The 26,564-nt window shown below is 64.2% G+C and carries 23 protein-coding genes and 1 tRNA gene; 8 read left to right on the top strand and 16 right to left on the bottom strand.

Going from position 1 to position 26,564, the window contains the following annotated elements; all coding sequences use genetic code 11:
• Positions 1 to 27: 27 nt before the first annotated feature.
• Both nudC and NKH43_RS08205 read left to right on the top strand, forming a co-directional pair.
• The gene (gene nudC / locus NKH43_RS08210; RefSeq protein WP_352857415.1) at positions 28 to 969 is read left to right on the top strand and encodes an NAD(+) diphosphatase; all 942 of its coding nucleotides are present in this window, start codon (positions 28 to 30) and stop codon (positions 967 to 969) included.
• Between the two features lie 25 nt (positions 970 to 994).
• Positions 995 to 1,297 carry a Dabb family protein gene (locus NKH43_RS08205; RefSeq protein ID WP_023676866.1) on the top strand — a complete coding sequence of 101 codons (303 nt, stop codon included), beginning with the start codon at positions 995 to 997 and terminating at the stop codon, positions 1,295 to 1,297.
• A 25-nt stretch (positions 1,298 to 1,322) separates the two neighbouring features.
• Here NKH43_RS08205 and NKH43_RS08200 read toward each other — a convergent pair whose 3' ends face one another.
• The 7 genes from NKH43_RS08200 to NKH43_RS08170 form a co-directional block, all read right to left on the bottom strand.
• Positions 1,323 to 2,264 (bottom strand): 2-hydroxyacid dehydrogenase, encoded by a 942-nt coding sequence (locus NKH43_RS08200; RefSeq protein WP_352857413.1) that lies wholly within the window; start codon positions 2,262 to 2,264, stop codon positions 1,323 to 1,325.
• 95 nt (positions 2,265 to 2,359) lie between these two features.
• Positions 2,360 to 3,991, bottom strand: a complete 1,632-nt coding sequence (locus NKH43_RS08195) for an ABC transporter ATP-binding protein (RefSeq protein ID WP_352857411.1) — start codon at positions 3,989 to 3,991, stop codon at positions 2,360 to 2,362.
• Positions 3,988 to 5,127 (bottom strand): ABC transporter permease, encoded by a 1,140-nt coding sequence (locus NKH43_RS08190; protein WP_352857409.1) that lies wholly within the window; start codon positions 5,125 to 5,127, stop codon positions 3,988 to 3,990. The genes NKH43_RS08195 and NKH43_RS08190 overlap by 4 nt, the downstream gene beginning before the upstream one ends.
• A complete protein-coding gene (locus NKH43_RS08185; RefSeq protein ID WP_292662264.1) occupies positions 5,127 to 6,221 on the bottom strand; it encodes a microcin C ABC transporter permease YejB in 1,095 nt (364 codons plus the stop codon). Before NKH43_RS08185 ends, NKH43_RS08190 begins: the two co-directional genes overlap by 1 nt.
• Before the next feature lie 30 nt (positions 6,222 to 6,251).
• On the bottom strand, positions 6,252 to 8,120 hold the full coding sequence (locus tag NKH43_RS08180) for an extracellular solute-binding protein (protein ID WP_352857405.1): 1,869 nt from the start codon (positions 8,118 to 8,120) through the stop codon (positions 6,252 to 6,254).
• Positions 8,120 to 10,003 carry an extracellular solute-binding protein gene (locus NKH43_RS08175; RefSeq protein WP_352857404.1) on the bottom strand — a complete coding sequence of 628 codons (1,884 nt, stop codon included), beginning with the start codon at positions 10,001 to 10,003 and terminating at the stop codon, positions 8,120 to 8,122. The genes NKH43_RS08180 and NKH43_RS08175 overlap by 1 nt, the downstream gene beginning before the upstream one ends.
• Before the next feature lie 173 nt (positions 10,004 to 10,176).
• Positions 10,177 to 10,830: a c-type cytochrome gene (locus tag NKH43_RS08170; protein ID WP_352483264.1), complete on the bottom strand. Its 654-nt coding sequence runs from the start codon at positions 10,828 to 10,830 to the stop codon at positions 10,177 to 10,179.
• A 192-nt stretch (positions 10,831 to 11,022) separates the two neighbouring features.
• On the opposite strand from NKH43_RS08170, the gene NKH43_RS08165 reads away from it, so the two are divergent.
• The gene (locus NKH43_RS08165) at positions 11,023 to 11,751 is read left to right on the top strand and encodes a 3-deoxy-manno-octulosonate cytidylyltransferase (protein WP_352493745.1); all 729 of its coding nucleotides are present in this window, start codon (positions 11,023 to 11,025) and stop codon (positions 11,749 to 11,751) included.
• A gap of 33 nt (positions 11,752 to 11,784) precedes the next feature.
• Complete coding sequence (locus tag NKH43_RS08160) at positions 11,785 to 12,648, top strand: prephenate dehydratase (RefSeq protein ID WP_352857401.1); 864 nt, start codon at positions 11,785 to 11,787, stop codon at positions 12,646 to 12,648.
• A 7-nt stretch (positions 12,649 to 12,655) separates the two neighbouring features.
• Here NKH43_RS08160 and NKH43_RS08155 read toward each other — a convergent pair whose 3' ends face one another.
• Together NKH43_RS08155 and NKH43_RS08150 are read right to left on the bottom strand one after the other, a co-directional pair.
• A complete protein-coding gene (locus NKH43_RS08155) occupies positions 12,656 to 13,012 on the bottom strand; it encodes a hypothetical protein (RefSeq protein WP_352548791.1) in 357 nt (118 codons plus the stop codon).
• 55 nt (positions 13,013 to 13,067) lie between these two features.
• Complete coding sequence (locus NKH43_RS08150; RefSeq protein ID WP_352857400.1) at positions 13,068 to 14,012, bottom strand: class I SAM-dependent methyltransferase; 945 nt, start codon at positions 14,010 to 14,012, stop codon at positions 13,068 to 13,070.
• Between the two features lie 108 nt (positions 14,013 to 14,120).
• Between NKH43_RS08150 and NKH43_RS08145 the strand changes: the two genes are divergently transcribed.
• Both NKH43_RS08145 and NKH43_RS08140 read left to right on the top strand, forming a co-directional pair.
• Positions 14,121 to 15,131: a ligase-associated DNA damage response exonuclease gene (locus NKH43_RS08145; RefSeq protein WP_352857398.1), complete on the top strand. Its 1,011-nt coding sequence runs from the start codon at positions 14,121 to 14,123 to the stop codon at positions 15,129 to 15,131.
• 226 nt (positions 15,132 to 15,357) lie between these two features.
• Positions 15,358 to 16,959 (top strand): cisplatin damage response ATP-dependent DNA ligase, encoded by a 1,602-nt coding sequence (locus tag NKH43_RS08140; protein ID WP_352548794.1) that lies wholly within the window; start codon positions 15,358 to 15,360, stop codon positions 16,957 to 16,959.
• Position 16,960: 1 nt separating this feature from the next.
• On the opposite strand, the gene NKH43_RS08135 is transcribed toward NKH43_RS08140, so the two are convergent.
• Positions 16,961 to 18,124, bottom strand: a complete 1,164-nt coding sequence (locus NKH43_RS08135; protein ID WP_352857396.1) for a hypothetical protein — start codon at positions 18,122 to 18,124, stop codon at positions 16,961 to 16,963.
• Between the two features lie 354 nt (positions 18,125 to 18,478).
• On the opposite strand from NKH43_RS08135, the gene NKH43_RS08130 reads away from it, so the two are divergent.
• Positions 18,479 to 18,554, top strand: a tRNA-Thr gene (locus NKH43_RS08130).
• A gap of 35 nt (positions 18,555 to 18,589) precedes the next feature.
• On the opposite strand, the gene NKH43_RS08125 is transcribed toward NKH43_RS08130, so the two are convergent.
• Both NKH43_RS08125 and NKH43_RS08120 read right to left on the bottom strand, forming a co-directional pair.
• Entirely contained in the window at positions 18,590 to 19,216 is a 627-nt protein-coding gene (locus NKH43_RS08125; protein ID WP_352857394.1) for a LysE family translocator, read from the bottom strand.
• Positions 19,217 to 19,516: 300 nt separating this feature from the next.
• Positions 19,517 to 20,125, bottom strand: coding sequence for a helix-turn-helix transcriptional regulator (locus tag NKH43_RS08120; protein WP_352857392.1), 609 nt, complete (start codon positions 20,123 to 20,125; stop codon positions 19,517 to 19,519).
• A 24-nt stretch (positions 20,126 to 20,149) separates the two neighbouring features.
• Between NKH43_RS08120 and NKH43_RS08115 the strand changes: the two genes are divergently transcribed.
• Positions 20,150 to 20,410, top strand: a complete 261-nt coding sequence (locus NKH43_RS08115) for a hypothetical protein (RefSeq protein WP_352857391.1) — start codon at positions 20,150 to 20,152, stop codon at positions 20,408 to 20,410.
• A 26-nt stretch (positions 20,411 to 20,436) separates the two neighbouring features.
• On the opposite strand, the gene NKH43_RS08110 is transcribed toward NKH43_RS08115, so the two are convergent.
• From NKH43_RS08110 to NKH43_RS08095, 4 genes are read right to left on the bottom strand one after another with little or no spacing between them, the layout of a single operon-like run.
• Positions 20,437 to 22,026 (bottom strand): indolepyruvate oxidoreductase subunit beta family protein, encoded by a 1,590-nt coding sequence (locus tag NKH43_RS08110; RefSeq protein ID WP_352857389.1) that lies wholly within the window; start codon positions 22,024 to 22,026, stop codon positions 20,437 to 20,439.
• Complete coding sequence (locus NKH43_RS08105; RefSeq protein ID WP_352857387.1) at positions 22,019 to 24,172, bottom strand: thiamine pyrophosphate-dependent enzyme; 2,154 nt, start codon at positions 24,170 to 24,172, stop codon at positions 22,019 to 22,021. The genes NKH43_RS08110 and NKH43_RS08105 overlap by 8 nt, the downstream gene beginning before the upstream one ends.
• Before the next feature lie 45 nt (positions 24,173 to 24,217).
• Positions 24,218 to 24,694 (bottom strand): MarR family winged helix-turn-helix transcriptional regulator, encoded by a 477-nt coding sequence (locus tag NKH43_RS08100; RefSeq protein ID WP_352857385.1) that lies wholly within the window; start codon positions 24,692 to 24,694, stop codon positions 24,218 to 24,220.
• Complete coding sequence (locus NKH43_RS08095; protein ID WP_352857383.1) at positions 24,694 to 26,265, bottom strand: phytoene desaturase family protein; 1,572 nt, start codon at positions 26,263 to 26,265, stop codon at positions 24,694 to 24,696. Before NKH43_RS08095 ends, NKH43_RS08100 begins: the two co-directional genes overlap by 1 nt.
• Between the last annotated feature and the right edge of the window lie 299 nt (positions 26,266 to 26,564).

The following is a 26,564-nucleotide window of genomic DNA, read 5'->3' as shown; positions in this document are numbered from 1 at the left end:
GTCCATCTTGAACCTTCCCGAGTCCGCATGAGCTTTAGCCTGTTTGACGCGCCCTTGCGCGAGCCGAGCCAGTTCGTCGGCTTCGCCGGCAACATCATCGACCGGCAATCCGAAAACCGCGCCGACGATTCCGTCGAAAAGGCGCTCGCCGATCCGACGACTCGGCTTTTGCTGATGCATGGCGGCCGGCTCTATCTGAAGCTTGCGCAAGACGCATTCGACCCTTGGTTCGGCGCGGCCGAAAGCCGGCCGCTCGAGGCATCGCTCAAAAACGGCGTCCTGCTCGGTTTTTCCGAAAGCGGCCCGGTGCTGGCGGTGCCGGCCGGGGTCGAGCCCGAGCAGCTTCCCGAGACGATCAAGGCGATCGACTATCGCTCGGTCTATATGCAGGGGCTGATCGACGAAGCGGCGGCCGGGGCGCTGGCGCAAGGGGCGGCGCTGCTCGCCTGGCATGCCAGCCATCGCTTCTGCAGCAAATGCGGCACCGAAGCCGAGATGCGGGCCGGCGGCTACAAGCGGCATTGCCCGGCCTGCGGCACAGAGCACTTTCCGCGCACCGACCCGGTGGCGATCATGCTGACGGCAACGCGCGAAAAATGCCTGCTCGGCCGCGGCCGGCATTTCGGGCCCGGCATGTATTCGGCGCTCGCTGGTTTCATCGAGCCGGGCGAGACGATCGAGGCGGCCGTGCGGCGCGAAACGCTGGAGGAAGCCGGCATCAGGCTCGGCCGCGTCGTCTACCATGCCAGCCAGCCCTGGCCGTTCCCCTATTCGCTGATGATCGGCTGCTTCGGCGAACCGCTCAACGACGATATCCACCCCGACCTCAACGAGCTGGAAGATTGCCGCTGGTTCTTTCGCGACGAGGTGCTGTCGATGCTGGCCAGGGAACATCCGGGCGGCCTGGTGACGCCGCCGAAAGGCGCGATCGCCTATAACCTGATCCGCGCCTGGGCCGACAGCGCGTGACACAAAGACATCGCAGGAGCAGAAAATGATCCGTCACACCGTCGTGTTCACGCTGAAACACCCGCCGCACTCGCTCGAGGAAAAACGGTTCCTCGCCGACGCCAAGAGAATCCTCACGGCGATAAAGGGCGTCACGCATTTCGAGCAGTTGCGGCAGGTCAGTCCCAAGAACGACTACCGCTTCGGCTTCTCGATGGAGTTTGCCGATCAGCGGGCCTATTCCGGCTATAACGATCATCCCGACCACGTCGCCTTCGTCCGCGACCGCTGGATCCCCGAGGTCGAGGCGTTTATGGAGATCGACTACGTGCCGCTCGGCTGGGGCTGAGACGGGGAAGCGGCGCTCCAAAAAATCAATACCCCGCGTCGCGGTCCACCACATTTTCCAGCGCTTCGCCGCGCTCGAAGGCGTCCATCTGGCGCAGCATGATCGGCGCCAGGTGGACCGGATCGGAAGTTGCCGCCGCATGCGGCGTCACGAACACTTTCGGATGGCTCCATAGCGGGCTGGTCTTCGGCAGCGGCTCGACCTCGAACACGTCGAGGCTGGCTTCCTTCAGCGTGCCGTCGTCCAGTGCGCGCAGAATGTCGGCGTCCTTCTGCAGCCTGCCGCGGCCGGCATTGATCAGCACCGAGCCGCCGAGGCCGTTGCGCTTGCGCAGCTCCTTCAGCACGCCGTGGTTGATGATGCCGTGCGTCTGCGGCGTCAGCGGCAGAAGCACCACCAGGATGTCGGTGGCGTTGAGGAACGGGATCAGGCCGGCCTCGCCCGCATAAGTCGAGACACCTTGCATCGGCCGATCGCTGCGCGACCAGCCATTGACCGGAAAGCCGAGCGACAACAGCACCGATGCCGCCGCGCGGCCGAGCGTGCCGAGCCCCATAATGCCGACCGAGATGTCGCTGGCCGGCCGCTGCTGCGGTTCGTGCCAGATCTTCTTCTGCTGCTGGGCGCGGTAGAGCATGCCCTGGCGATGGTGGTCGAGCACCCGCCAGACGACGTACTCGGTCATGTACTGGGTCAGGTTGTCGGCCACCACCTTGACGACCGGTACGTCGGGCAAGGTGGGATCGGCGAAGATGTGGTCGACGCCGGCGCCGATCGAGAAGATGGCGCGCAGATTAGGCAGCGACGACAAGAGGTTCGGCCGCTGTTTCCACACCACCGCATAGGTGATCGACGGATCGGCGGCGCCATTCGGCTCGAGCACCACTTCGCGCTCCGCCGACAGCAGTTCGCGCCAGCGCAGCGGATGAATACCGGTGAGGGCAAGCAGGATGCGGCCTTTTTCCATTGCGGATTGTTTTTCCTTTTTACCAACAGCGTTCGCGTCCCGACGTGCAAGGGCGCGGCAGCGTTTTGATTTTGTGCATGATCTCTGGCGAAAATCTACTCGCTAACGATGCCGACCGGCGCCGTTTCGATCTTGAAGGCGGCCGAGATCAACGCCTTTGTATAGTCGGTCCGCGGGTTGCCAAAAATCTGTTCGGAAGGTCCGGCTTCGACGATCCTGCCATTGCGCATGACGATGACTTCATTGGCGAGCGCGCGGATGACCCTCAGATCGTGGCTGATGAAGAGATAGGCGAGGTCGTGCTTGGCCTGCAGGCTGCGCAAGAGGTCGACGACCTGCGCCTGCACGCTCATGTCGAGCGCCGAGGTCGGCTCGTCCAGCATGACGAAGCGCGGGTTGAGCACCATGGCGCGCGCGATGGCGACGCGCTGGCGCTGGCCGCCGGAGAATTCGTGCGGATAGCGGTTGCGCGTCGCCGGATCGAGGCCGACTTCCTGCAACACGTCGACGACACGCTCGTCGCGCGCATCGGGCGACAGTTTCGGCTCGTGGATCTTCAACCCTTCCTCGATGATCTCGGCGACCGACATGCGCGGACTGAGCGAACCGAACGGATCCTGGAAGACGATCTGCAACTCGCGCCGCAACGGCCGCATTTCGTTGAAGGACAGTTGATCGATGCCGCGTCCGTTGAACTGGATGGTACCGGTCGACGAGATCATCCTGGCCAGCGCCAGGCCGAGCGTCGTCTTGCCGGAGCCGGATTCACCGACGACGCCGAGCGTCTGGCCGGCCCGCACGGTGACGTCGATGCCGTCGACTGCCTTCACATTGTCGACGGTGCGCCGGAAGAAGCCCTTCTTGATCGGAAACCAGACCTTGACGTCCTTGCCGACCATCACCGGCCTGGCGGCCTGGTTGGCCGCCGGCGGCTTGCCTTTCGGCTCGGCGGCAAGCAGATGCCGCGTATAGGCGTGCTGCGGATTGGCGAATATCTCCTTGGTCGGGCCGGTCTCGACGATCTTGCCCTTGGTCATCACGCAGACCCGGTCGGCGATCTTCCTGACGATGCCGAGATCGTGGGTGATGAACAGCATCGACATGTTCTTGCGGCTTTTCAGGCCGGCCAGCAATTCGAGGATCTGCGCCTGGACGGTGACGTCGAGCGCCGTCGTCGGCTCGTCGGCGATCAAAAGTTCAGGCTCGTTGGCCAGCGCCATGGCGATCATGACGCGCTGGCGCTGGCCGCCGGAAAGCTGATGCGGATAGGCGTCGAGCCGTTTCTCCGGTTCGCGGATGCCGACCTCGTGCAGAAGGTCCAGCGTGCGCGCCTTGGCTTTGCGGTCGCCCAGGCCCTGGTGTAGCTTTAGCACCTCCACGATCTGCTGCTCGATCGTGTGCAGCGGGTTGAGCGAGGTCATCGGCTCCTGGAAGATCATGGTGATCTTGTTGCCGCGCACGCGGCGCAGGTCTCTCTCGTCCGCGGCAAGCAGGTCGGCGCCGAGGAACAGGATCTTTCCCGACGGGTGGCTGGCGGTCGGATAGGGCAGCAGCTTCAGCACCGACAGCGCGGTGACCGACTTGCCGGAGCCGGATTCGCCGACCAGCGCCACCGTCTCGCCCTTGGCGAGGTCGAAGGAAATATGGTCGACGGCGATCGACTGGTCGCCGCCTTGCGTGAAGGCGACGCTGAGGTCCTGGACCGAGAGCAGTGGGGTTTCGCTCATCTGAACGTCTTGCGCGGATCGAAGGCGTCGCGGGTGGCCTCGCCGACGAAGACCAGCAGCGACAGCATCAGCGAGATGACGACGAAGCCGGAAATGCCGAGCCAGGGGGCGTTGAGGTTGCGCTGCGCCTGCTTCAACAGCTCGCCCAGCGAGGCGGCGCCGGGCGGCAGGCCGAAGCCGAGATAGTCGAGCGAGGTCAGCGTCGAGATCGAGCCGCTGAGCAGGAAGGGCAGGAAGGTCAGCGTCGCCACCATGGCATTGGGCAGCAGATGCCGGAACATGATGGTGAGGTTGGGCACGCCGAGCGCACGCGCCGCATTGACATATTCGAAGTTGCGGGCGCGCAGGAACTCGGCCCTTACCACGCCGACCAGCGCAACCCACGAGAACAGCAGCATCAATCCGAGCAGGATGAAGAAGCCGGGCGGCAGGATGGCGGCGACGATCAAGAGCAGGTACAGCACCGGGATCGCCGACCATATCTCGATGAAGCGCTGGAAAAGAAGGTCGGTCCAGCCGCCGAAATAGCCCTGCAAGGCGCCGGCTGCCACGCCGATCAGCGCCGAGCCGGCGGTCAGGATCAGGCCGAACAGCACCGATATCCTGAAGCCGTAGATGACGCGCGCCAGCACGTCGCGGGCCTGGTCGTCGGTGCCCAGCCAGTTCCAGTTGCCGACGTTGCAATTGGGGTCCGCTTCGCCTTTCGGATACTGGTTGCAGCGCGTCTTCTTGTCGTAGAGCCAGGACGGCTTTGTCGGTGCTGCTTCGGGAATAGCGTTGTTGACGGTCTGGTAGGAGTAGCGCACCGGCGGCCAGATCATCCAGCCATTGGCATTGATCTCGTCCTGGATGACCGGGTCGCGGTAGTCGGTGACCGCATAGAAGCCGCCGAACTTCTCCTCGGGATAGGCGACCAGGACCGGAAACAGGATCTCGCCCTTGTAGGAGGCGATGATCGGCCTGTCGTTGGCGACCAGTTCCGAAACCAGCGACAGCACGAACAGGAACAGGAATATCCACAACGACCAGTAGCCGCGCCGGTTGGACTTGAAGTTCTGCAGGCGCCGCTGGTTGAGCGGCGATAGAAAGGGCCGCGCGATCGGCGCCGGCGCCGTTTCGACTGTGGCCTGCGCCATCAGACGTCTCTCCGCTCGAAGTCGATGCGCGGATCGACCCAGGTGTAGATCAGGTCGGACAGCAGCCCGACGAACAGGCCAAGCAGCGAGAAGATGTAGAGATTGGCGAAGACTACCGGATAGTCGCGCTGCACCACCGAGTTGAAGCCGAGCAGGCCGAGCCCATCGAGCGAAAAGATGTTCTCGATCAGCAGCGAACCGGTGAAGAACGCCGAGATGAAGGCACCGGGGAAGCCGGCGATGACGATCAGCATGGCGTTGCGAAAGACGTGGCCGTAGAGCACCCGCCGTTCCGACAGGCCCTTAGCTCGGGCGGTGACCACATATTGCTTGCGGATTTCCTCGAGGAAGGAATTCTTGGTCAAAAGCGTCGTCGTGGCGAAGGCCGACAGCACCAGCGCCGTCAACGGCAAGGTCATGTGCCAGAAATAGTCGCCGATCCGCGCCGGCCATGACAATTGGTCCCAATTGTCCGAGGTGATTCCGCGCAACGGAAACCAGTCCCAGAACGAACCGCCGGCAAACAGCACCATCAGCAAGATGCCGAACAGGAAGCCCGGAATGGCGTAACCGACAATGACGACGCCGCTGGTCCAGACGTCGAACGTGGAGCCGTCCTTGACCGCCTTGCGGATGCCGAGCGGGATCGAAATCAGATAGGACAAAAGCGTGATCCACAGCCCGATCGAGATCGACACCGGCATCTTTTCCAGGATCAGGTCGAGCACCGAGATGTCGCGGAAGTAGCTGTCGCCGAAATCGAAGCGGAGATAGTTCCACAGCATCATGCCAAAGCGCTCGAGCGGCGGTTTGTCGAAGCCGAACTGCTTCTCCAGCTTCTTGATGAATTCCGGATCGAGCCCTTGCGCGCCGCGGTATTTCGAGCCGACGTCGCCGGCCACATCGAAATTGGCGCCGCCGGCATCACCGCCGCCGCCACCGAGGCGATCGCTGCCGCCCTGGTTGGTCAGCCTGGCAATGACCTGCTCGACCGGCCCGCCAGGCGCGAACTGGATGACGGCGAAGGACACCGCCATGATGCCGAACAGCGTCGGGATCATCAGCAGGATGCGGCGCAGTATATAGGCGCCCATCAGGCTCTCTGCCTCGCTTGTGGGAAAATCTCAGGCTTTGCCAATCTTTGCCGCCTTGTCTTTGTCGAACCACCACGACGTCTCGACCGGAAAGTCGTAATCCGGCTTTTGAGCGGGAATGCCGAACATGTCCCAGAACGCCGCTCGGTGATTCGCCAGGTCATATGTTGGAATCCAGTCTAGCCGTGCGCGCAAGGCCCGATCGAGCGCCTTGAGCGCGGTGACGAGCTCGATCCGGCTCTGTGCCTTGCCGGCTGCCTCGATCAGCGCGTCGATGGCTTTGCTTTCCGTACCCGGATAGTTGCGCATCCCCGGCGTCTTCGCCATCTGCGAATCGTAGAGTATCTCGAGGCCGTCGGCGGTGGGCGTCGCCCCGATCGACCATCGGAGAAGGTTGAAATCGAAATCGTAGTTGCTTTGCCGCGCTTCAAATTGCGTCGAATCGACCTGCCGGATCGAAGCATCGATGCCGATCGCCTTCATATTCTCGGACCACGGGGCGAAGATGCGAACGAGGCCCTCGTCCTCGGCCAGCATTTCCACCTGCAGTCGCTCGCCTTTGTCGTTGACGACGAATTTGCCCGCTCGCTTCCAGTTGGCTTCGGCAAGCAATCTCGACGCCTCGCGCAGCAGCTTGCGGTCATGGCCAGAACCGTCGGAGACAGGTTGTATCACCGGTTCGCCGAAGGTCTCCGGCGGCAACTCGGCTCGAAACGGCTCCAGCAGTTTCAATTCCTGGGGCGAGGGCAGGCCCTCGGCCTTGTAATCCGATCGTTCGAAGTTCGATTGCGAGCGATCGTAGGAGCCGAAAAACAGCACCCGTTTGGTCCATTCGAAGTCGAAGCAATAGGCGATTGCGCGTCTCACGCGTATGTCGCGGAATTGCGGCCGGCGCTGGTTCAGCGCGACAGCCTGCATGGATGGCGATTTCTCGCCGGGAAATTCCCGTTTGACGACCCTGCCGTCCTTCAGCGCAGGAAAGTCGTAACCGGTCGCCCATACCCGCGCGGTACCTTCCTCGCGAAAATGCGTGTCGCCTTTCTTGAACGCTTCAAACGCTGCCTGGCGATCAAGATAAAAATCGATACGGATGCGGTCGAAATTATTAAGCCCGCGGTTCACGGCCAGATCGCGGCCCCAATAGTCGGCGACGCGTTCATATTCGACAGTCTGCCCGGCCACCACCCGTCCCACCCTGTATGGTCCGGAGCTAAGCGGTGGGGTTAACGTCGAGGCGTCGAAATCATTGGCCGTGTAGAAGGCTTTGGACACGATCGGCATTACGGCGATGGCGAGGATATTCTGCGCGGACTGTTTGCCGTTGAAGGTAAGGTTGACTGTAAGCGGATCGATTGCGACCGCTTCCGTCATATGCCGCAGCGCTTGGGAAAGGTTCGGATGCCCCCGGTCCTTGTAGAGATTCAAGGCGAAGGCAATGTCTTCGGCGGTCAGCGGCGAGCCATCGTGGAAGCGCGCTTGTGGCCGCAGGCTGAAGCGGTAGCCATTGCGATCCTGCGACAAGGTAACGGATTCGGCAAGCAGACCGTAGACCGCATCCGGCTCATCGACTGCCCTCGCCATCAGCGTATCGAAGCAGAGCTCGGTGCGCGGCGGCGAATCCCCCTTCAACACCAGCGAGTTCAATGTGTTGAAAGTCAGGAAGCTCTGATTGAGGGTGGAGTTCGGCGGGGCGAAATTCATCCGGCCGCCTTTGGGCGCGTCCGGGTTGACATAGTCGAAATGAGTGAAATCCGGAGGATATTTGAGATCGCCGAAGGCCGACAACCCGTGCAGTTTCACGCCGGTCGGGGTCGTGGCGAAAGCCCGGCCGGGCAGCCATGCAGCTGCCGCGGCGGCACCGCCCAGGGCGAGGAAGTCGCGACGGGGCAGCACCGTCATCAATTGCCACTCTTGTATTTGGCCGCCAGCGCCTTTTCCTTGACCGGATCGATCCACCAGGAATTCTGGTCGACGCCGCTATAGGCGGGCTGCTTTTCCGGCATACCGAACTTGTTCCAATAGGCGAGCCAGACCACGGCGCGGTAATATTGCGGCACGACGTAGAAGTTCCACAACAGCACCCGGTCGAGCGCATGGGTGGCGGCAACGAGATCGTCGCGGTCGGTGGCATAGATGATCCGGTCGACCAGCGCATCGACGACCGGATTCTTGATGCCGGCGTAATTGCGCGATCCCGGCGAATCGGCGGCCTTGGAGCTCCAGAAATCGCGCTGTTCATTACCGGGAGAGTCCGACTGGCCGAGTATCGAAGTGACCACGTCAAAGTCGAAATGGGTGACGCGGTTGATATACTGGGTCTGATCGATCAGGCGCAGCGTCGCGTCGACGCCGATTTTGCGCAGATTGGCGATGTACGGGCTGGCGATGACCTGGTCGGTGTCGTTCCAGCCGAGGATTTCGAATTTGAACGGTTCGCCGGTCTTGGCGTTGACCATCTTGCCGCCCTTGATCACCCAGCCTGCCTTGGCGAACAGATCGACCGCGGTCTTCAGGTATTTGCGCTCCGCCTGCGGGCTGTCGTAGACCGGCAGCTTGAATTCCTGGGTGAAGACCTCGGGCGGCAGCTTGTCACGGTACTGCTCCAGGATTTCGAGTTCCTTGCCTTGCGGCAGGCCGCTCGACGCCAGTTCCGTGCCCTGGAAATAGCTGCTGGTGCGGGTATTGGAACCGAAGAACAGGGTCCGGTTCATCGTCTCGAAGTCGAACGGGTACATCAAGGCGGCGCGCACCAGGCGATCCTGGAACAGCGGGCGCCTGGTGTTGAGCATGAAGGCCTGCATCGGTTCGGGCGACGCGGTCTTGAATTCCTTCTTGATGACGTCGCCGCCCTGGACTGCCGGGAAATTATAGGCCGTGTTCCAGCGCCTCGAACTGTTCTCCGGCTTGATGTCGTCCAAGCCGCCCTTGGTGAAGGCCTGCCAGGCGGCATTGTCGTCGAGAAAATAGGTGAAACGCTGGCTGTCGGAATTCTCGCGGCCGATCTTCACCGGCAGCTTGGCCGCCCAGTAGTCGGGCACGCGCTGCCAGACGATTTCCGAGCCCGGCTTGAAGCTGGCGATCTTGTAGGCGGCCGAGCCGAGTGGCGGCTCCAACGTCGATTTGGTGACGTCGCGCTTCTTGCCATTGGCGTCGGTACCTTCCCACCAGTGCTTGGGCAATACGACGAGATCGCCGAGAATCTTGGGCAGTTCGCGGTTGCCCTTCTGGTTGAAATGGAACTCGACCTCGCGGTCGGAGATGGCGACCGCGTCGGTGACGTTTTCGAAATAGCGGCTATATTGCGGGCTGTTGGCCTTCAGCACCTGGAACGACCAGATCACGTCGTCGGTGGTGATCGGCTGGCCGTCATGCCATTTCGCCCGCGGGTCGAGCCGGTAGGTCGCTGAGGAATAGTCGGCCGGATATTTGTAGGCGTCGGCGATCAGCGGATGGCTGGTGCTGCCCTCGTCGGTCGCCTGCTCCATCAGCGTGTCGTAGAGCAGGCCGCCGCCGAACTGCGCGAAGCCGGCAGCCGGCGACCCCTGCACGATGTAGGGATTGAAGCTGTCGAACGTACCAAGCACCACGGAATTCAGCGTGCCGCCCTTGGGTGCATCCGGATTGATGTAATCGTAGTGCTGGAAGTTGTCGCCATATTTGGATTCGCCGATCAGCGACGAGGTCGTGCGCCATTCGTCCGCGAGGGCCGCCTGCAGGCCGCCGGCAAAAGCAGCCAGCATCAGCACCGATTTCAGAAGCGTCTGCGCTCGGCCAACCGTCATGCGTTCTCCTCTTCGCGATATAGCGCCGTCACCATAGCGTCTGGGCCCAATCTAGATCATTTGGCGGCGCTGAAAACCGCAACGGAGCGGCTTTGTCGTCGCATATGCATTTTTCCTAACGAAAAAGCCGGGCTGAACCCGGCTTTTTCAAGGATTATGTCATTACAGTTTTGTTATTTTGCGGGTGCAGCCGGAGCGGCTGGCGCCGCGCCTTCTGCCGGCTTGGCAGGGGCTGCACCTTCGGCCGGCTTGGCGGGCGCGTTCTCGGCCGAGGCGCCGGGCGCCGGCAGCGGCTTCGGATTGTCCGACAGCGTGCGCAGATAGGCGATGACGTTGGCGCGGTCCTCATCCTTCGGCAGGCCGGCGAAGCCCATCGCCGTGCCCTTCACGAACTTCTTCGGCGAGGTGATGAAGTGGTTGAGGTTGTCGTAGGTCCACTTCTCGCTGCCGCCCTTGGAGAACTCCTTCATGCCGGCAGAATAGGCAAAGCCCTCATGCTCGGCGACCGGACGGTCGATGATGTCCCACAGATCGGGGCCCACCTTGTTGGGGCCGCCCTTTTCGCCGGAATGACAGGCCTGGCATTTCTTGAAGACGGCGGCGCCCGCTTCGGCGTTGGCGGTGGTCAGCAGCTCGGCGATCGGCTTGGCCTCCGCGGCGGGAGCGGCCGGGCCGCCTTCGGCAGGCTCGGTCGCCTCGATGGCAAAGCCGGGCTTTTCCGGCGCCGGCGAGGCAAACAGCGCGTCGGACACGATGCCAACGGAAAAGACAATGAAAACCGTGCCGAGGAAAGCGGCGAGCAGCTTGTTGACTTCGTTGGAATCCATACGCCCCAGGCTCCCTTTTCCGGCGGACCGATCCGTCCACTCCGTCCGTCGGTATCGTGAACCACCCTGCGAGGCGGTCAAATCGCGCGGAAACTAGGTCTTTTGCTCCGGCGTTGCAACACCTATAAGGGCGCTGCCAGTGAGACCTTTTGCCACTTTTGTCCTCCTCTTTTTCGAGCCCCTGCCCGCCTCATGTCCACCCTCATCCTGATCCCGGCCCGCATGGCCTCGACCCGCCTGCCGGGCAAGCCGCTGGCCAACATCGCCGGCACTCCGATGATCGTCCACGTCGCCCGCCGTGCTGCCGAGGCCGGGCTCGGCCGGGTCGTCGTCGCCACCGATACGCAAGGCGTTGCGGAGGCGGTGCGCGCGCATGGTTTTGAGGCGGTGATGACGCGGGCGGACCACGAAACCGGCTCCGACCGCATCTTCGAAGCGCTGACCATTCTCGACCCTGGCAACAGCGTCGAGACCATCGTCAATGTGCAGGGCGATCTGCCGACCATCGAGCCCCTTGTTATCGGCGCCGCGCTGAAGCCTTTCGAGAACGCAGCGGTCGACATCGCCACGCTCTGCGTCGAGATCGTCCGCGACGAGGAAAAGACCAATCCGAACGTCGTCAAGCTGGTCGGCTCGCCACTCTCGGCGACGCGGCTCAGGGCGCTCTATTTCACCCGCGCCACCGCCCCCTGGGGCGAAGGCCCGCTCTACCATCATATCGGCCTCTATGCCTATCGCCGCGCCGCACTCGAACGCTTCGTTGCGTTGAGGCCGTCGCCGCTGGAGCGCCGCGAGCGGCTGGAGCAGTTGCGGGCGCTCGAGGCCGGCATGCGCATTGATGCGGAGATCGTGCAGTCGGTGCCGCTTGGCGTCGATACGCCGGACGATCTCGAACGCGCCAGGGCACTCCTTTCCAACTAAGAAATTCTTCCCCCAATTCCCGAGACTCTGCGCATGCCTGAAAAGACCAACAAAATATCCTTCCAGGGCGAGCCGGGCGCCAATTCCGACACCGCCTGCCGCAACATGTTCCCGTCGATGGAGCCGTTGCCGTGCCCGACCTTCGAGGACGCCTTCAACGCGGTCGAGACCGGCAAGGCCGATCTGGCGATGATCCCGATCGAGAACACCATTGCTGGCCGCGTCGCCGACATCCATCACCTCTTGCCGGAATCGAAGCTGCACATCATCGGCGAATATTTCCTGCCGATCCACTTCCAGCTGATGGTGCTGCCCGGCGTCAGGCGCGACGAGATCAGGACCGTGCACAGCCACATCCACGCGCTCGGCCAATGCCGCAAATACATCCGCAAGAACGGCTGGAAGGCGACGGTTGCCGGCGACACGGCGGGCGCCGCCAAGATGGTCGCCGCGATGAAGGACCGCACCATGGCCGCGCTGGCGCCGGCGCTGGCCTCGACCCTCTACGGGCTCAACATTATCGAAGAGAATGTCGAGGACACTGACAGCAACGTCACCCGCTTCGTCGTGCTGACAAAGAACAAGCAATGGGCCGAACGCCCCTCGGCCGACGCCAAGATGATGACGACCTTCATCTTCCGCGTCCGCAACGTGCCGGCGGCGCTCTACAAGGCGATGGGCGGCTTCGCCACCAACGGCATCAACATGACCAAGCTGGAAAGCTACCAGCTCGGCGCGTTTACGGCGACGCTGTTCTACGCCGACATAGAGGGCCATCCCGACGATCCGCTGGTGAAGCTGGCACTCGACGAGTTGCGGTTTTTCTCGCGCGAAATGCGCATCCTCGGCGTCTATCCCGCCAGCGCCTCACGCGAGCAATGGAAGGTGGCGGATTAGGATCCGGTCAGGTCAGGCCGAGCTTGTTCTGCCTGGCCGGCTTGCCGCATTCGCGGCGGCTGATCGACCGGTTCATGGCGTCGATCTTGCCGCTTGCCTGGTCGGCGTCACGTTTGGCTTTTGAGCGCATGTCCGGCGTGAACGGGCCGAAGCCCGTCGCCGGGTTGGAGAAGGACGGCTTGGCGTCCACCGGCAAATGATATTGCTGCGCCAGGCCGTTTCGTTGCGCCAGCAATTGGTCGCAAGGCACCTTGTCATATAGCAGCGAGGACTGGACGTTTTCGTCCTGCCGCTCGGACATCGAATTGCCGACGCAGCCGGCCATCGCCAGGCAAGATGCCAAGACCATCATGTTCCAGCGCATGAACGTGCTCCTTGTCTTTCGCAGTTGCGGCTTCTCTTGCGCAGCGGCAGGAGTCTTAGCCAGATTTTACGCTGCCGGAAAGCAAGCTTGCCACCACGGCCAACCCTTCGACCGGTTCGCGGCGATCCTGCCGGATAGTCGTTGCCTGCAGCGACAGGACCGAAAAGCCGTTGGCGTCCAGAACCCGCTCTACATAGCTTTGCGAATGCGCATAGCGACGCGACGGCTGCAAGGCGAAATCGCCGCTGCCAGATAGGTCGCCGCCGGAGAGCGTCTCGACGGAGAACGCAAACAGACCGCCGCCGGCAAGCATTCCGGCAATCTTGGTCACCACCTTGTCGAGTGCGCCGAGATAGATGAACACATCTGCCGCCGTCACCAGATCGGCTTTCGGGCCTGAATAGCAAAAATCCTGCAGGTCCGTCTTGACGAGCAGATCGTAGACGCCTTTGGCGCGCGCCTGCCTCAGCATGCCGGCCGAGATGTCGTAACCCTCCAGCCGATCGGCGATCGGCCGCAGTCTCTGGCCCATGAGGCCGGTGCCGCAGCCGAGATCGAGCACCAGCGAAAACCGGCCCGGCCGTGCTGCCCGGACGGCTCGGTCGAGACATTCGGGCAGACGATAGCCTAGCCTGTCGACCAGCTCACCCTCGAAGCTTCCGGCATAGTGGTCGTACAGCGTCTCGACAAAGGCGCTGGGCGGCGCCTGGGCGGCCGCTGCCTTGCCGATCAATTGCAGCTTGAGCACCGCGCCGAGCCTGTCCGCCGGGTCCAGCCGCAGTGCCGTCGTCCAGGCCTGCGCGGCGAGATCGGGCGCGCCCGCCGCCTCCTGCATCTCACCGAGGCGGAACCAGCCGGCCGGCCATTGCGGCGCCAGTTCGAGCGCGCCGAGCAGCAATTCCGACGCTGCCGCATGATCGCCGGACGCATGGAGCATTTCGGCATAGTCGGCGCGGCGGTCGGCGGTCGGATCGCCGGACGAAGTCTGGAGCGGTTTCATGGCGATCAGGTTCCGCCGGTGTTTTGCGGCCGGCCTGCGCTCTATGCTGGAGTCAGCAGTGACTTACAACAGGCTTCCCGCGCCGGAATTAGCGCCTATCTTGGGGCCATGCGCGCCAGCGACCTGCTTCATCCCCGGCCGGAAGGGCTGTATTGCCCGCCCGGCGATTTCTTCATCGACCCGGTGCGGCCGGTCAACCGGGCGCTGATCACACATGGCCATTCCGACCATGCCCGCTCCGGCCACCGCTCGGTGATGGCGACGCAGCAGACGCTCGACATCATGGGGCTGCGCTACGGCGAAGATTTTGCCGGAACGACGCAAGCCGCCGTGCTCGGCGAGACGATCACGCTCGACGGCGTCACCGTCAGCTTTCACCCGGCTGGCCATGTGCTGGGCTCGGCGCAGATCAAGGTCGCGCATCAGGGCACATGCATCGTCGCGTCCGGCGACTATAAGCGCCAGAAGGACGCGACCTGCGAGCCGTTCGAGCCACTCAAATGCGACGTCTTCATCACCGAGGCGACGTTCGGCCTGCCGGTGTTCCGCCATCCGCCCGATAGCGAAGAGATCGCCCGGTTGCTGAAATCGACCGAGCAGTTTCCCGAACGCACGCATCTGGTCGGCGCCTATGCGCTTGGCAAGGCGCAGCGCGTCATGCGCCTGCTGCGCGATGCCGGCTACGAAAAGCCGATCTACATCCATGGTGCGCTGGCCAAGCTCAGCGAGTATTTCCAGAGCCAGGACATCGATCTCGGCACACTGGAACCGGCGACCGTCGAGAGCGGCGCGAAAAGCGACTTTGCCGGCGCCATCGTCGTCGGCCCGCCATCCGCGTTCGCCGATCGCTGGGCGCGGCGTTTTCCCGATCCGATGTCGTGCTTCGCCTCAGGCTGGATGCGCATCCGCCAGCGCGCCAAACAGGGCGGCGTCGAGCTGCCGCTGATCATCTCCGATCACTCCGACTGGGACGAGCTGACAGCGACGATCAAGGAGACCGGCGCCGAGGAAATCTGGGTGACGCATGGCCGCGAGGAGGCGCTGGTGCGCTGGTGCGAACTCGAAGGCATCGCCGCCAGGCCGCTGCATCTGGTTGGCTATGAGGACGAGGGCGATTGATGGTGGAAATCGCCGGTATGGCGTTCTGTCGCGCCCCTCTCTGGCCTGCCGGCCATCTCCCCCACGAGGGGGGAGATCGGCAGCTTTGGCGCCGCGCTCGTTCCCTCAACGCTGGAGATTGGCGAAACCAGTGGCGACATCCAATCTCCCCCCTCGTGGGGGAGATGTCCGGCGGGACAGAGGGGGGCGCGAAGGATCGCAAGCTTCCCCCCTTGGCGCTCCTCCCATGAACCGCTTCGCCGAGCTTCTCGACCGGCTGGTGCTGACGCCGTCGCGCAACGGCAAGCTGACGCTTTTGACCGATTATTTCCGCAGCGTCGAGGATCCTGACCGCGGGCTGGCGCTGGCGGCCATCACCGGCGATCTGTCCATCGCCGCGGTCAAGCCGGCGATGCTGCGCACGCTGGTCGTCGAGCGCATGGATCCGGTGCTGTTCGGCTATTCCTACGACTATGTCGGCGACCTGGCCGAGACCGTGTCGCTGGTCTGGCCGCAAGCGCCGGTCGACATTGCGAACCACGAGCCGACGCTGGCCGAGGTGGTGGCGAAGCTGCAGGCGGCGAGCCGTTCGGACGGGCCTCAGGTGCTGGCCCGGCTGCTCGACAGCGCCAGCACTTCGGCGCGCTTTGCCATCATAAAGCTGGTCACCGGCGGCCTGCGCATCGGCGTCTCGGCGCGGCTGGCCAAGCAGGCGCTCGCTGATTTCGGCAGGGTCGAAATCGCCGAAATCGAGGAACTCTGGCACGGCCTGACGCCGCCCTATATCGCGCTGTTCGCCTGGCTGGAGGGTAAAGCGGAAAAACCCAGGAAGACGGCGCTGGCGCTGTTCAGGCCGGTGATGCTGTCGAATGCCGTCGGTGACGGCGACCTCGAAAAGCTCGACCCGGCCGACTACGCGGCCGAATGGAAATGGGACGGCATCCGCGTCCAGGCGGTTTGCGAAGGCGGCATTCGCCGGCTCTATTCGCGCACCGGTGACGATGTCTCCGGCGCCTTTCCCGATCTTGCCGAGGCGATGGATTTTTCCGGCGCCCTCGACGGCGAGCTTTTGGTCGGAGACCCCAGGCAGGCGACGGGCACGTTCTCGGACCTGCAGCAGCGGCTGAACCGCAAGAGCGTGTCACCCAAGATCCAGCAGCAATACCCGGCCTTCATGCGCTGCTACGATGCGCTGCAGATCGGCGACGAGGATGTGCGCGGACTTCCCTTCCGCGAACGGCGCGGCCGGCTCGAGGCCTTTGTGAGGACACTCGATCCGAGCCGCTTCGATCTGTCGCCGCTGGTCGAATTCACCAACTGGCAGGCGCTGGAGGAATTGCGCCGCAAGCCGCTGCATCCGGTCATCGAAGGCGTCATGCTGAAGCGCTGGGATTCGCCTTATGTGGCCGGGCGGCCGAAGGGCCCCTGGTTCAAATGGAAGCGCGATCCGCACACGGTCGACGCCGTACTGATGTATGCCCAGCGCGGCCACGGCAAGCGCTCGAGCTTCTATTCCGATTATACATTCGGCGTCTGGTCCGGGCCGGAAGGATCGGAAGAGCTGGTGCCGGTGGGAAAAGCCTATTTCGGCTTCACCGACGAAGAACTGAGGCAGATCGACAAATATGTCCGCGACAACACGATCGAGCGCTTTGGCCCGGTGCGCTCAGTGCGTGCCGACCGCAGACAAGGCCTCGTACTGGAGGTGGCATTCGAAGGGCTCAACCGCTCGACGCGGCACAAATCGGGCGTCGCCATGCGCTTCCCCCGCATTTCACGATTGCGCTGGGACAAGCCGGCGGCCGAAGCCGACCGCATCGAGACGCTGCAGGCGCTGCTCGACAGTTAACTTAAGGAAGGACTGAAACGCGGATCTCGTAGATGTCGACCGACTTGCCCTGCTTGTCGAAGTCGGAATTGATGGCGATGGTGCCGGCAGCGCCCGGACGCTTGTCGGGAAGGCGCAGGTCGAACAGATATTCATTGCGCTCGCGACCGACCGCATAGCGCTTGCGGCCACAGTCGCCGAGTTCGCCGAAATTGCAGTCGACGGAAATCTGCGTCTCCTGCCCCTCCTCGGAGCGTGCGATGATGTCGAATGTGGCATGCTTGCCGGCGATCCTCTCCAGCACGCCTTGCCCGACGTCGAAGCTGATGGCCGAGCCGGATGCGCCCGAGCGGATGCGCAGGAAGGAACCGCTTTCGTCCTGGACAACGTCGGCCTTGGCGTCCGACGGCGCATTGACCTGCGTCGGGTCGCCCGGCGAAAACACGTTGATCCAGTCGCGCGCCTGGTCCTCCTCGCCCTGCTTTGGCGGCGAAGCGGTGTCATCCGGCGTGAAATCGTCGCCGTCGACCGTTGGCGGCACTTCCGGCGGCGCCGTGTCGAGTTCGGTTGCCGATTTGAAGACGCCGGTCTGGTTGGCGAAATAAAGGCCGATGCCGGCGGCTGCGAGCAGCGTCACACCGAGGAAGATCGCGGTCAAAGGCAGGCGCCGCCGCCTCGCCCGCCGGTCGTCGCGGTCGGGCGTCACTTCCGCATCGTCGGTTTCGACGTCGGCTTCGGTCGGAGCCGAGGCCCCCATGTCGATCACCGGCACTTCGGCAACAGGTGCATCGGGCATGATGTCGGGGACGACCGGCAGGACGCGCGACCGAGGCGCATCGGATTCGGGCGGCTGCGCCGGACCGTCAACGACGACATCGGGCGACGGCACGGGCTCGGCTTCGGTTTCGGTTTCAGCTGGAGGCTCCACCGCCGGTGCTGTCTCCAAACTGTCGGTCGGCGCGGCGACGTCGGGAACCGCCGGCAGGAATTCCGATTCGATTTCGGTGATCTTGGCCTGGACCGCCTTGCGGCGCTTGATGGCGACCTCCACGGTGACGTTTGGATTGGCCTGCAGGGCACGGTCGAGTGCCGCGAAAGCCGATCGATAGACCCGCTCGCGAAACGCCCGGTCGTCGGCATTGCCTTTCTCGAAGGCATTGCGGATCGCTTTTTCGATCGCGTCCAAGCAAATTCCCTCTGCAATTTCACTCACATTGTCATGATCGTTAGCCGCAGGCGACCAATCAATCAACAAGCGAGCGGCCGCATTCTGCCTTGCCGAGGGGTGCAAAGCTCATTTCGGCGGTTTTCGGTAAAGGAATCAACATTTTTCGCTGATTTTCCCGCCACCGCCAACGTGGCGGACGGGACGGCCTGCCGATACGCCATCACGCGGCCAATGATAGATCCGCGCGGCGACTGCCCTTGCGCCCGGCTGGAGGCGGCACGAATTGCCTCGTCCTGAAATCGCGACTGCCATCTTGAATTCGCGGCCGGTTGCGTCTATCACGCAGCCCATCCTGGAAGCTCGGCTTCCCGGGCCGCTTTAGCTCAGTTGGTAGAGCACATCATTCGTAATGATGGGGTCGCGTGTTCGAGTCACGCAAGCGGCACCAAACGACCTATCCCGCGCGCCTCCTTCAACCAGCGCTCAGCCGAGTGGAAAGGCCGACGCCGCCGAGACGAGCGCGAGCATTGCCAGCACGACCCCCGCCGCCCGGCAGATGACCCGATGATGCCGCATCGCGGCAGCGCGCACGACCGGACGCGAAAGGGCGACGGCCAGAAATCCGTACCAGCCTATGTCGATGATGGCGACGATGGCCGCGACCATCAGCATCTCGTTCGAATTCCGGATCGGCAGCATCAGCCCCTTGAAGGCGACGGCAAAGAAAGTGGCGGTTTCAGGCGAGAGAATGCTGATGAGAAACCCGCCGGCAAACAATCCGGCCTGCCGTCTCTGAGGCTCGTCGCCGGCGGCCGGCGGCGCCGTTCTGGCGATGCGCAGGGCCATCCAGCCAAGGACCGCCGCACCGGCGATCTTGACCGCCGGCACCGACAGCGACCCGGAAAGATGAACGGCGCCGAACGCCACCAGGACCGCCAGCACGGCGGTTCCGGCGCCGATCCCGGCCACGAGCGGAATCGTCCTGCCAAAGCCGTGCAGGGAGGCAAGGCTGCCGGTCGCGAGCCCGATCGGGCCTGGTGTGATCATGATCACCGTATATGCTGCCAGGAATTGCAGCATGGCCGTCGACGGCAGAAGCGAATTTGACATTGCAGCCTCCCGTTCGTTGCGTCGATCACAGAGCGGCGAGGAATTCCCGTCGCGCCCCAGCCGCCGGACGCCGGCGGCGGTTCCCCGCACCGCCGCCGTTGCCCGCCTTCGCCCCCGGATCGTGAAGGCGTCGTGGTGTTGGGAGGTCCATCCACGCTGCGAGCAGAAGCCTACGCGGAGCGGTGGGCATGCAAATCGGTACCGCCACCCATTTTTAGGCGGTCGATTTCCCAGTTTTCGCGGAAATTTCGCGGCGGGAACTACCCAGAGCCTGTTCCATCCCGACAGAATCGGCTGGAATCATGGTCCCGTCTGGTGCGGTTCCAACGGATGGGTGCCGGTCAGGAGCCACGGCTCGCCGCGCAGCCGCAGGAGGATTTCCATGCGGTTTGCGGCGTTGAGCTTGCCGAGCAGCGAGGAGACGTGATGCTCGATCGTGCGGGGCGAGCGCGACAAATGTCGCGCGACTTCCTTGTTGCTGATGCCCTGGGCGATCGGGGCGAGCACCTTCTGCTCGTGCTGTGTCAGGCCGAGTGGATGGCGACGGGCCGCCGCATAGGGTCCGCGCTGCACCTTCGGCAGCAGGCCTGACAGGCCCTGACGCTGCGCGAGCTTGCGCGCCAGCGCTGCGGCCGCGGGCGCGTCGATCTCGTCCAGCATCGCCACTGCGCGAGCGAGCGCCGCCCCTGCATCTGCCCCACGAACCTGCATGAGGGCAAGTGCTGCCTCGTAGGGCAGCGACAAACGCGTCCACTCCGCCGCGGCGGCCCGCGGGTCGCCGAGAAGCTCGGCGGACCAGGGCGAGGGAATCGGCGCCGATAGCGCCGGCAGCGACCAGGGCATTCCGCATCGACGCCACCAGACCGACAATTCGCCAAGGTCCCTGGGGCGGAAATTGTCGAGGTTCATGGCCGCCAGCTCGGTAAGCTGCGCGTGGCCGGCGCCGATATCCTCGGCAAGCCAGGCCGCCTCCGTCAGCGCCAGGCGAACCGGGACGATACGCTGCGGCTCGCCGGTCGTCTGCCCCTCCGCAAGGGCCCGCTGCAAAGCGACCTGAGCTATGTCGCCGAAAATTTCGATGATGTGGCAAAGGAAACGATCGTCCTGGTGCTGGAGGCTGCGATCGCCGAGATCATTGGCCTCAGAATTGCCCTGCAGACTGCCGCGTCGAAGGCGACATGGGCAACAGACTGAGTTGCAGCCGGGGTTGAACGAGCGCCTCAGCTCGGCGAGGTGTCGCCCAGCGACGCCACGGTTTTCAGCGCGCCGTCAAGCATGTCGCCCTTCTCGTCCTTCAGCGCGGCTTCGCGCAGGCGCCTGATCCAGTCGGCGGCGTCCGGGCGGCCCTTGAGCAGGTCGAGCGCCGACAGCACCCGGTCGAATTTCGACTGCGCGCGGGCGTGGGTGTCGCTGTAACCCTTGATCAGCCGGCGGGAGTTGAGGATCTCGACGGCCAGCGCATAGTCTTCTCTGACTTGGCCGAGAGCCAGCGCATACCAGCGCTCGAGATGCGCGGTCTCGACCTTGTGGCGCAGCAGGCGGCGGCGCCAGCGGCGCAGGCCGCCGATGAACCACAATGCGGCAAAGCCGGCAAAACTGTCGGTGCGGATGTGGCGGCCGCGGTTGATGCGGCGGTCGAGGAAGGCGGCGAGCTTCGGCCGGCTTTCGATGTAGCTGCCGAGCCCGGCCGGCAGCGTGCCGCAGAATTCCTCAATGCGCGGATGGAAATATTCGGTCACCTGCAGGACCGAGCCGTCCTTGACGCCGACCTCGCGGCGTACGCGTCGGTCGCGGCTCGAGCGCGTCTTGAGGTCGGCGACGCGGATCATGTCGTCGTAGCACATCGCATTGGCCAGATGCTTTGCCGCGGCGATCGACAGCGCGTAGTCATGTTCGGCATTGTCCAGGACGACGGCCCGGTCTAGCCGGTCGAGATACTCGCCGCCATACGCGATGTCCTGATAGTCGACCACTTTTTTCAGGCCGCGAAGCGCCATGTCGCGCAGGGGCACAGGCAGCGCAGCGACGCGCGACGCCAGTTGTTGCCAGCCCTTCAACAGGCTTTCCGGGCCGCTGACTTTTGTCGCCGCGCCCGAGCCAGTTTCAGCGGCTGCCGGCTGTGCCGTCTTATCGCCCGAAGGCGCACTCGCGATGCCGCGCGCCCGATCGTAGGAGGCGCCGAAGGCGGCGAGGCTGGCCTTCACACCGCGGCCGCCGGCACTGACCGCCTGCTCGTAGCTCTCGCGTGTGAACGGCAAGGCATCGGAGCCGGCCAGCGCGCCGAGCAGGCTGGCCGAGATCATCGAGCCGTTGTCGGCGGCGATCTTCTCCATGTCGAAGGCGATGAAGCGCTTGGCCGCGGCTTCCGCCGTGGCATGCACCTTGGCGGACGAGGCGCGGCCGTCGCCAGGCTCGATCTTCTCCGAGACCGCGGCGATGCGGTGCGACGAGGCGATCAGCGTTGTGCGCTCCGGCGTGACGAAGCCGCGGATGATGGCGCGGCCGGCCTCCATCAGTTCGGCGGCGATCAATATATCGACGTCGCCCTGCGACGGCGACAGCGCGAAGACCGGCAGCCGGCCGGTGTCGCGGCACATTTCGACATAGTAGATGGTGGCGCCGGTGCGCTGGGCGACGCCGGCGACCGAGGTCGATTGCGCGACATAGCCGTTGCGCTCGGCGACGTCGGTGATCCAGTCGGCCAGCACGCCGCCGCCCTGGCCGCCGACCGCCAGCACGGCAAGCTTGATGACGCGCTCGTCGTCCGGCGCGCCGGCCTTGGAACGGGCTGATGGGACAGCGTCAAGCATCGGCGAATGTCAGGCGCCGGCTTTCACGGCGCCGCTGCAAGAGGCCGATCATGGCGCGGCGCGCCGCTTCCAGGAAACGGTCCCGGCGGCTCGGATTGTGCACCACGTCGGCGCGGTAAAAGGACGGGCAGAGCACCGCCGCGTCGGCAACCTCGCCGCAATTGCCACAGCCGACGCAGCTCTCGTCGATATGCGCCACCGGATCGTCGCGCAGCGGGTCGTCCAGCGACTTCACCGATAGCGACGGGCAGCCGGAAAGCCGCATACAGGCGTGATCGCCAGTGCAGATATCCTCGTCGACGCCGAATTTCGGCTTGACCGTCCGCTTACCGCCCTTGATCGCCTTGTCGACCAGAGGCTTTTCGCGGCGCTGCCGGTTGAGCATGCATTCGGACGAGGCGACGATGACTTTTGGGCCCTTTTCGTCCGTCGTCAGCGCTTCGCGCAGCGTGTCTTGCATCTTGGTTACGTCGTAGGTGCGGTCGATGTGACGCAGCCATTTGACGCCCATCCCCTTCACCGCCTCGGTGATCGGATGCTTGGTCGACTTCGTCTTGTTGCCGGCGCGGGACGACAGGATGTCCTGTCCTCCGGTCGCGGCCGAATAGAAATTGTCGACGATGACGATGACGCCGTCATTCTTGTTGAACACCGCATTGCCGATCGATGAGGTCAGGCCGTTATGCCAGAAGCCGCCATCGCCGACGAAGGAGATCGAGCGGCGCCTAGCATCGGGCGAATTGAACGCCGAGGCCGAGGCCGGCCCCAATCCGTAGCCCATGGTGGTGGCGCCGAGCTCGAAGGGCGGCATGATCGAAAACAGATGACAGCCAATGTCGGAGGCGATGTGGTGCTTGCCCAACTCCTGTTCGACCAGCTTGGTCGCTGCGAAGATCGGCCGCTCCGGGCAGCCGACGCAGAAGCCGGGCGGGCGGCTCGGGACGACGTTGATCAGGTCGGCGGTGTCGAGCCCGTCGCCGATCTTGTTCGGCGCGCGGACCTCGCTTGGCAGCAGATGCGGGATGGTGGGGCGCAGGAATGATCCGATGCCGTCGAGCATCACCTGGCCGGTGTATTCGCCGGCCATCGGCAGATGTTCCTTGCCGACGAGCTTGGTGCCGCGCCCGGCCTTGTGCAGCATCGCGGCAAAGGCCTGTTCGATGTAGTTGGGCTGGCCTTCCTCGACGACGAGGACGGCGTCCTTGCCTTCGCAGAAGGACAGGAACTCGTCATCGACCAGCGGGTAGACGGCGTTCAGCACATAGAGCGGCACGTCGGTGTCGCCATAGGTGTCGGCGAGGCCGAGCCGCTGCAGCGCCCGGATGACGGAATTGTACATGCCGCCCTGCATGACGATGCCGACCGCGCCGTGCTCCGGGCCGAAGAACTCGTTGATCTTGTTGTCGCGGATGAAATCCACCGCTGCCGGCCAGCGTTTCTGCACCTTTTCCTTCTCGTGCAGGAAGGACGCGGGCGGCAGCACGATGCGGCCGGTGTCGCGGCGCGGCGCCTCGAGCGCATCGGCGACCGTCATCGCCGGGCGCTTGTTATCCTTGGCGATGAAATGGCCGTGCACATGGCAGCAGCGGATGCGCACCTGCAGCATGACCGGCGTGTTGGAAACCTCGGACAGCTCGAAGCCGTCCTCTACCGCCTTGACGATCGACGGCAGGTTCGGTCGCGGGTCGAGCAGCCAGACCTGGCTTTTCATGGCGAAGGCGTGGCTGCGCTCCTGCATGATCGACGATCCTTCGCCGTAATCCTCGCCGACGATGATCAGTGCGCCGCCGGTGACACCGCCGGACGCCAGGTTGGCCAGCGCGTCGGACGCGACATTGGTGCCGACCGTCGACTTGAAGGTCGCCGCGCCGCGGATCGGATAGTGCACCGATGCCGCCAGCATGGCGGTCGCGGTGGCTTCCGAGGCGCTTGCCTCGAAATGCACGCCAAGCTCGCCCAGGATATCCTGCGCGTCGGCCAGCACGTCCATCAAATGGCTGATCGGCGCGCCCTGATAGCCGCCGACATAACCGACGCCGCATTGCAGCAGCGCCTTGGTGATGGCCAGAATGCCCTCGCCGGAAAACTCCTCGCCGGCGCTGAGTCTGAGCTTTTCGACTTCCTTGGCAAAAGACCGTTCGGCCATTTTGGGCTCCTTCCGTTGCCGCCAGGAATCTGGCGGCGCGTAAGATCAGATGTCGTGCTTGCGAATGTTCTTCAGCATCTTTTGCAGCGTCGCGATCAGCGCCGCGTATTCGGTATCGTCGATGTCGTCGAACATCGTCTCGAAAGCGTCGTGCATGGCCGGCCAGGCGCGCGCGAATTCGGCGCGGCCATCGTCGGTCAGGAACACATGGCGGATACGGCTGTCGGTAACCCCCTGCTCGCGCCGCACAAACCCTTGTCCCTCCAGCGCGTCGAGCGTACGGCTCAAGGTCGACTGCTCGATGACGGTATAGACCGACAGATCGTTGACGGTGACGCCATCGGTGACCGACAGGACGGCCAGCGTCCTCACCTGCGGAATGGTCAGGCCCTGCTTGCGGAAATTATCTCGCAAGGTGGCATTGTAGCGGCCCATGATGCGGTTCATCAGATAGGGCGCGAATTGCTGCAGGCCGATCTGGCCCAGTGTCGAGATGCGCTGGCGCACAACCTTCTGTTCCATCACAGCCTCCCCGCCAGGAGGAAGCCGGAGCCGCCACCCAAGCCAGCACCCGGATGGGTCGAGGCGCCGATATGGTAGAGGCCCTTGACGCCGGTATCGTGATTGCGGCTCGTCTTGAACGGCCGCCACAGGAACGACTGGTCGATAGCCGAGGAGCCGCCATAGGGATCGCCGCCGACCAAGTTGATGTTCATCGCTCCCAAATCGGCCGGCGAATAGGCGCGGCGTGCGATGACGCTGTCCTTGAATCCTTCGATATGACTGGCGAGGATCGCTTCGGCGCGGTCGGCATAGGCTTCGCGCAGCGCCTCGGTCCAGCGGCCGTCCGCTGGTGTCTGCAGTTTGCCGGCGGCATCGCCCTTGATATGCCGTGGCGCCTCGGGCAATTGCAGCCACAGGATCGCCTTGTCGTCCGGACAGCGCGACGGGTCGAGCGCATGCGGCTGGCCAACGCAGATGGTCGGCACCTCCGGCAACATACCGCGCACGGCCTCGTTGCAGGCCTTCGACACGCCGTCGAGCCCGGGTGTCAGATGCAGCAGCGCGACCTTGTCCAGGCCCTCGCCGCGCCATGCCGGCGGCTTGTCCAAGGCATAGTGGATCTGGAAATTGCCCTTGCCGTAGAGGTATTTTTGCGCTGCTTCGGCGTCGTCCTTTGCAGCATCCCTGCCGAGCAGCCGGTCGTAAAGCTGGGTCGGCGTGACCGAGCAGATCACGCTCTTCTTGGCGGTCACGATCTCGCCGGAAGCCAGCCGCACGCCGGTTGCACGGCCTCCGCTCTGGACGATGGCCGCGACGTCGGCGCCGGTGCGGATTTCGCCGCCACGTTCCCTGATCAGGGCTTCGAAGGCGGACAGCAGGTTCCTGGCACCGCCCTTGACGATCGGCGCGCCGGCCGCCTCAAGCGCGAAGGCGATGACCTTGGCGATCTGTCCCGAAAACGCATCTTCGGGCCCGAGGCCGGCATGCAGCACCCAGGGCGCCCACAGCGCGCGCATGGTTTCCGACTGGTAGGTGCTTTCCAGCCAGCCGCGCGCCGGCACCAGCGCGTCGCCGACAAAGGCGGCAAGGCCACGCGGGCCGCGCCGCCATGCCTCGCCCGCCAGCAGCTTTGCCGTCGGGTAAGACCACAGGCTGCCGCCGAGCAGCCCGAACAGGAGGCCGGCATTGCGCTCGATCTCGCCGACATCGCTGCCGTGCCGGTCGCCGTCGCCCGCGGCAAGCGCATTGGCCGCCGCGACATTGGCGGCGCGATCGGTGCGCAGGATGGCATGGCTGCCATCCGGACGCAGCACGCCGGTCGGCGTGACGGTGTTGCAAAACTCCAGGCCGTGCCGCGCCAGATCCTTGCCCAGCGCCGCATAGGCCGGCGAGGTGATGAACAGAACGAAGGTCGTCGCCATCACGTCGTGGATGAAGCCGGGCGCGGTGATTTCTTCTGTGCGCATGCAGCCGCCGATGCGGTCGTTGCGCTCGAGCACCAGCACCTTCGCCCCCTTGCCGCCAAGCATCGCGGCGCAGACCAGCGCGTTGATGCCGCTGCCGACGATGATGTGATCAGGAGCGCTCATCGATGCGTGCTCCCGGTGAGCGGAAGGTGGAATTCATTTGCGCGGGTTGGCGTTCCTTCGCGCCCCCCTCTGTCCTGCCGGACATCTCCCCCACTTGGGGGGAGATCGGCTGTCACCGCGGCCTTCGCCACTCTCCAACGTCGCAGGAATGAGCGGGGCGCCGAAACTGCCAATCTCCCCCCAAGTGGGGGAGATGTCCGGCAGGACAGAGGGGGGCGCCGTAGAGCCCCAGCTTTGCAAGGCTGCCGCTCCCAATTCGTCACTACAACGCTGCCTGCGCACATGATCTTCTCCCGAAG

Origin of the sequence: Mesorhizobium sp. M1163 (genome assembly GCF_040318415.1) — a bacterium.
Classification (GTDB): Bacteria; Pseudomonadota; Alphaproteobacteria; order Rhizobiales; family Rhizobiaceae; genus Mesorhizobium.
The sequence above is the reverse complement of the archived record's forward strand: the minus strand, read 5'-3'. Positions and strand labels throughout refer to the sequence as shown.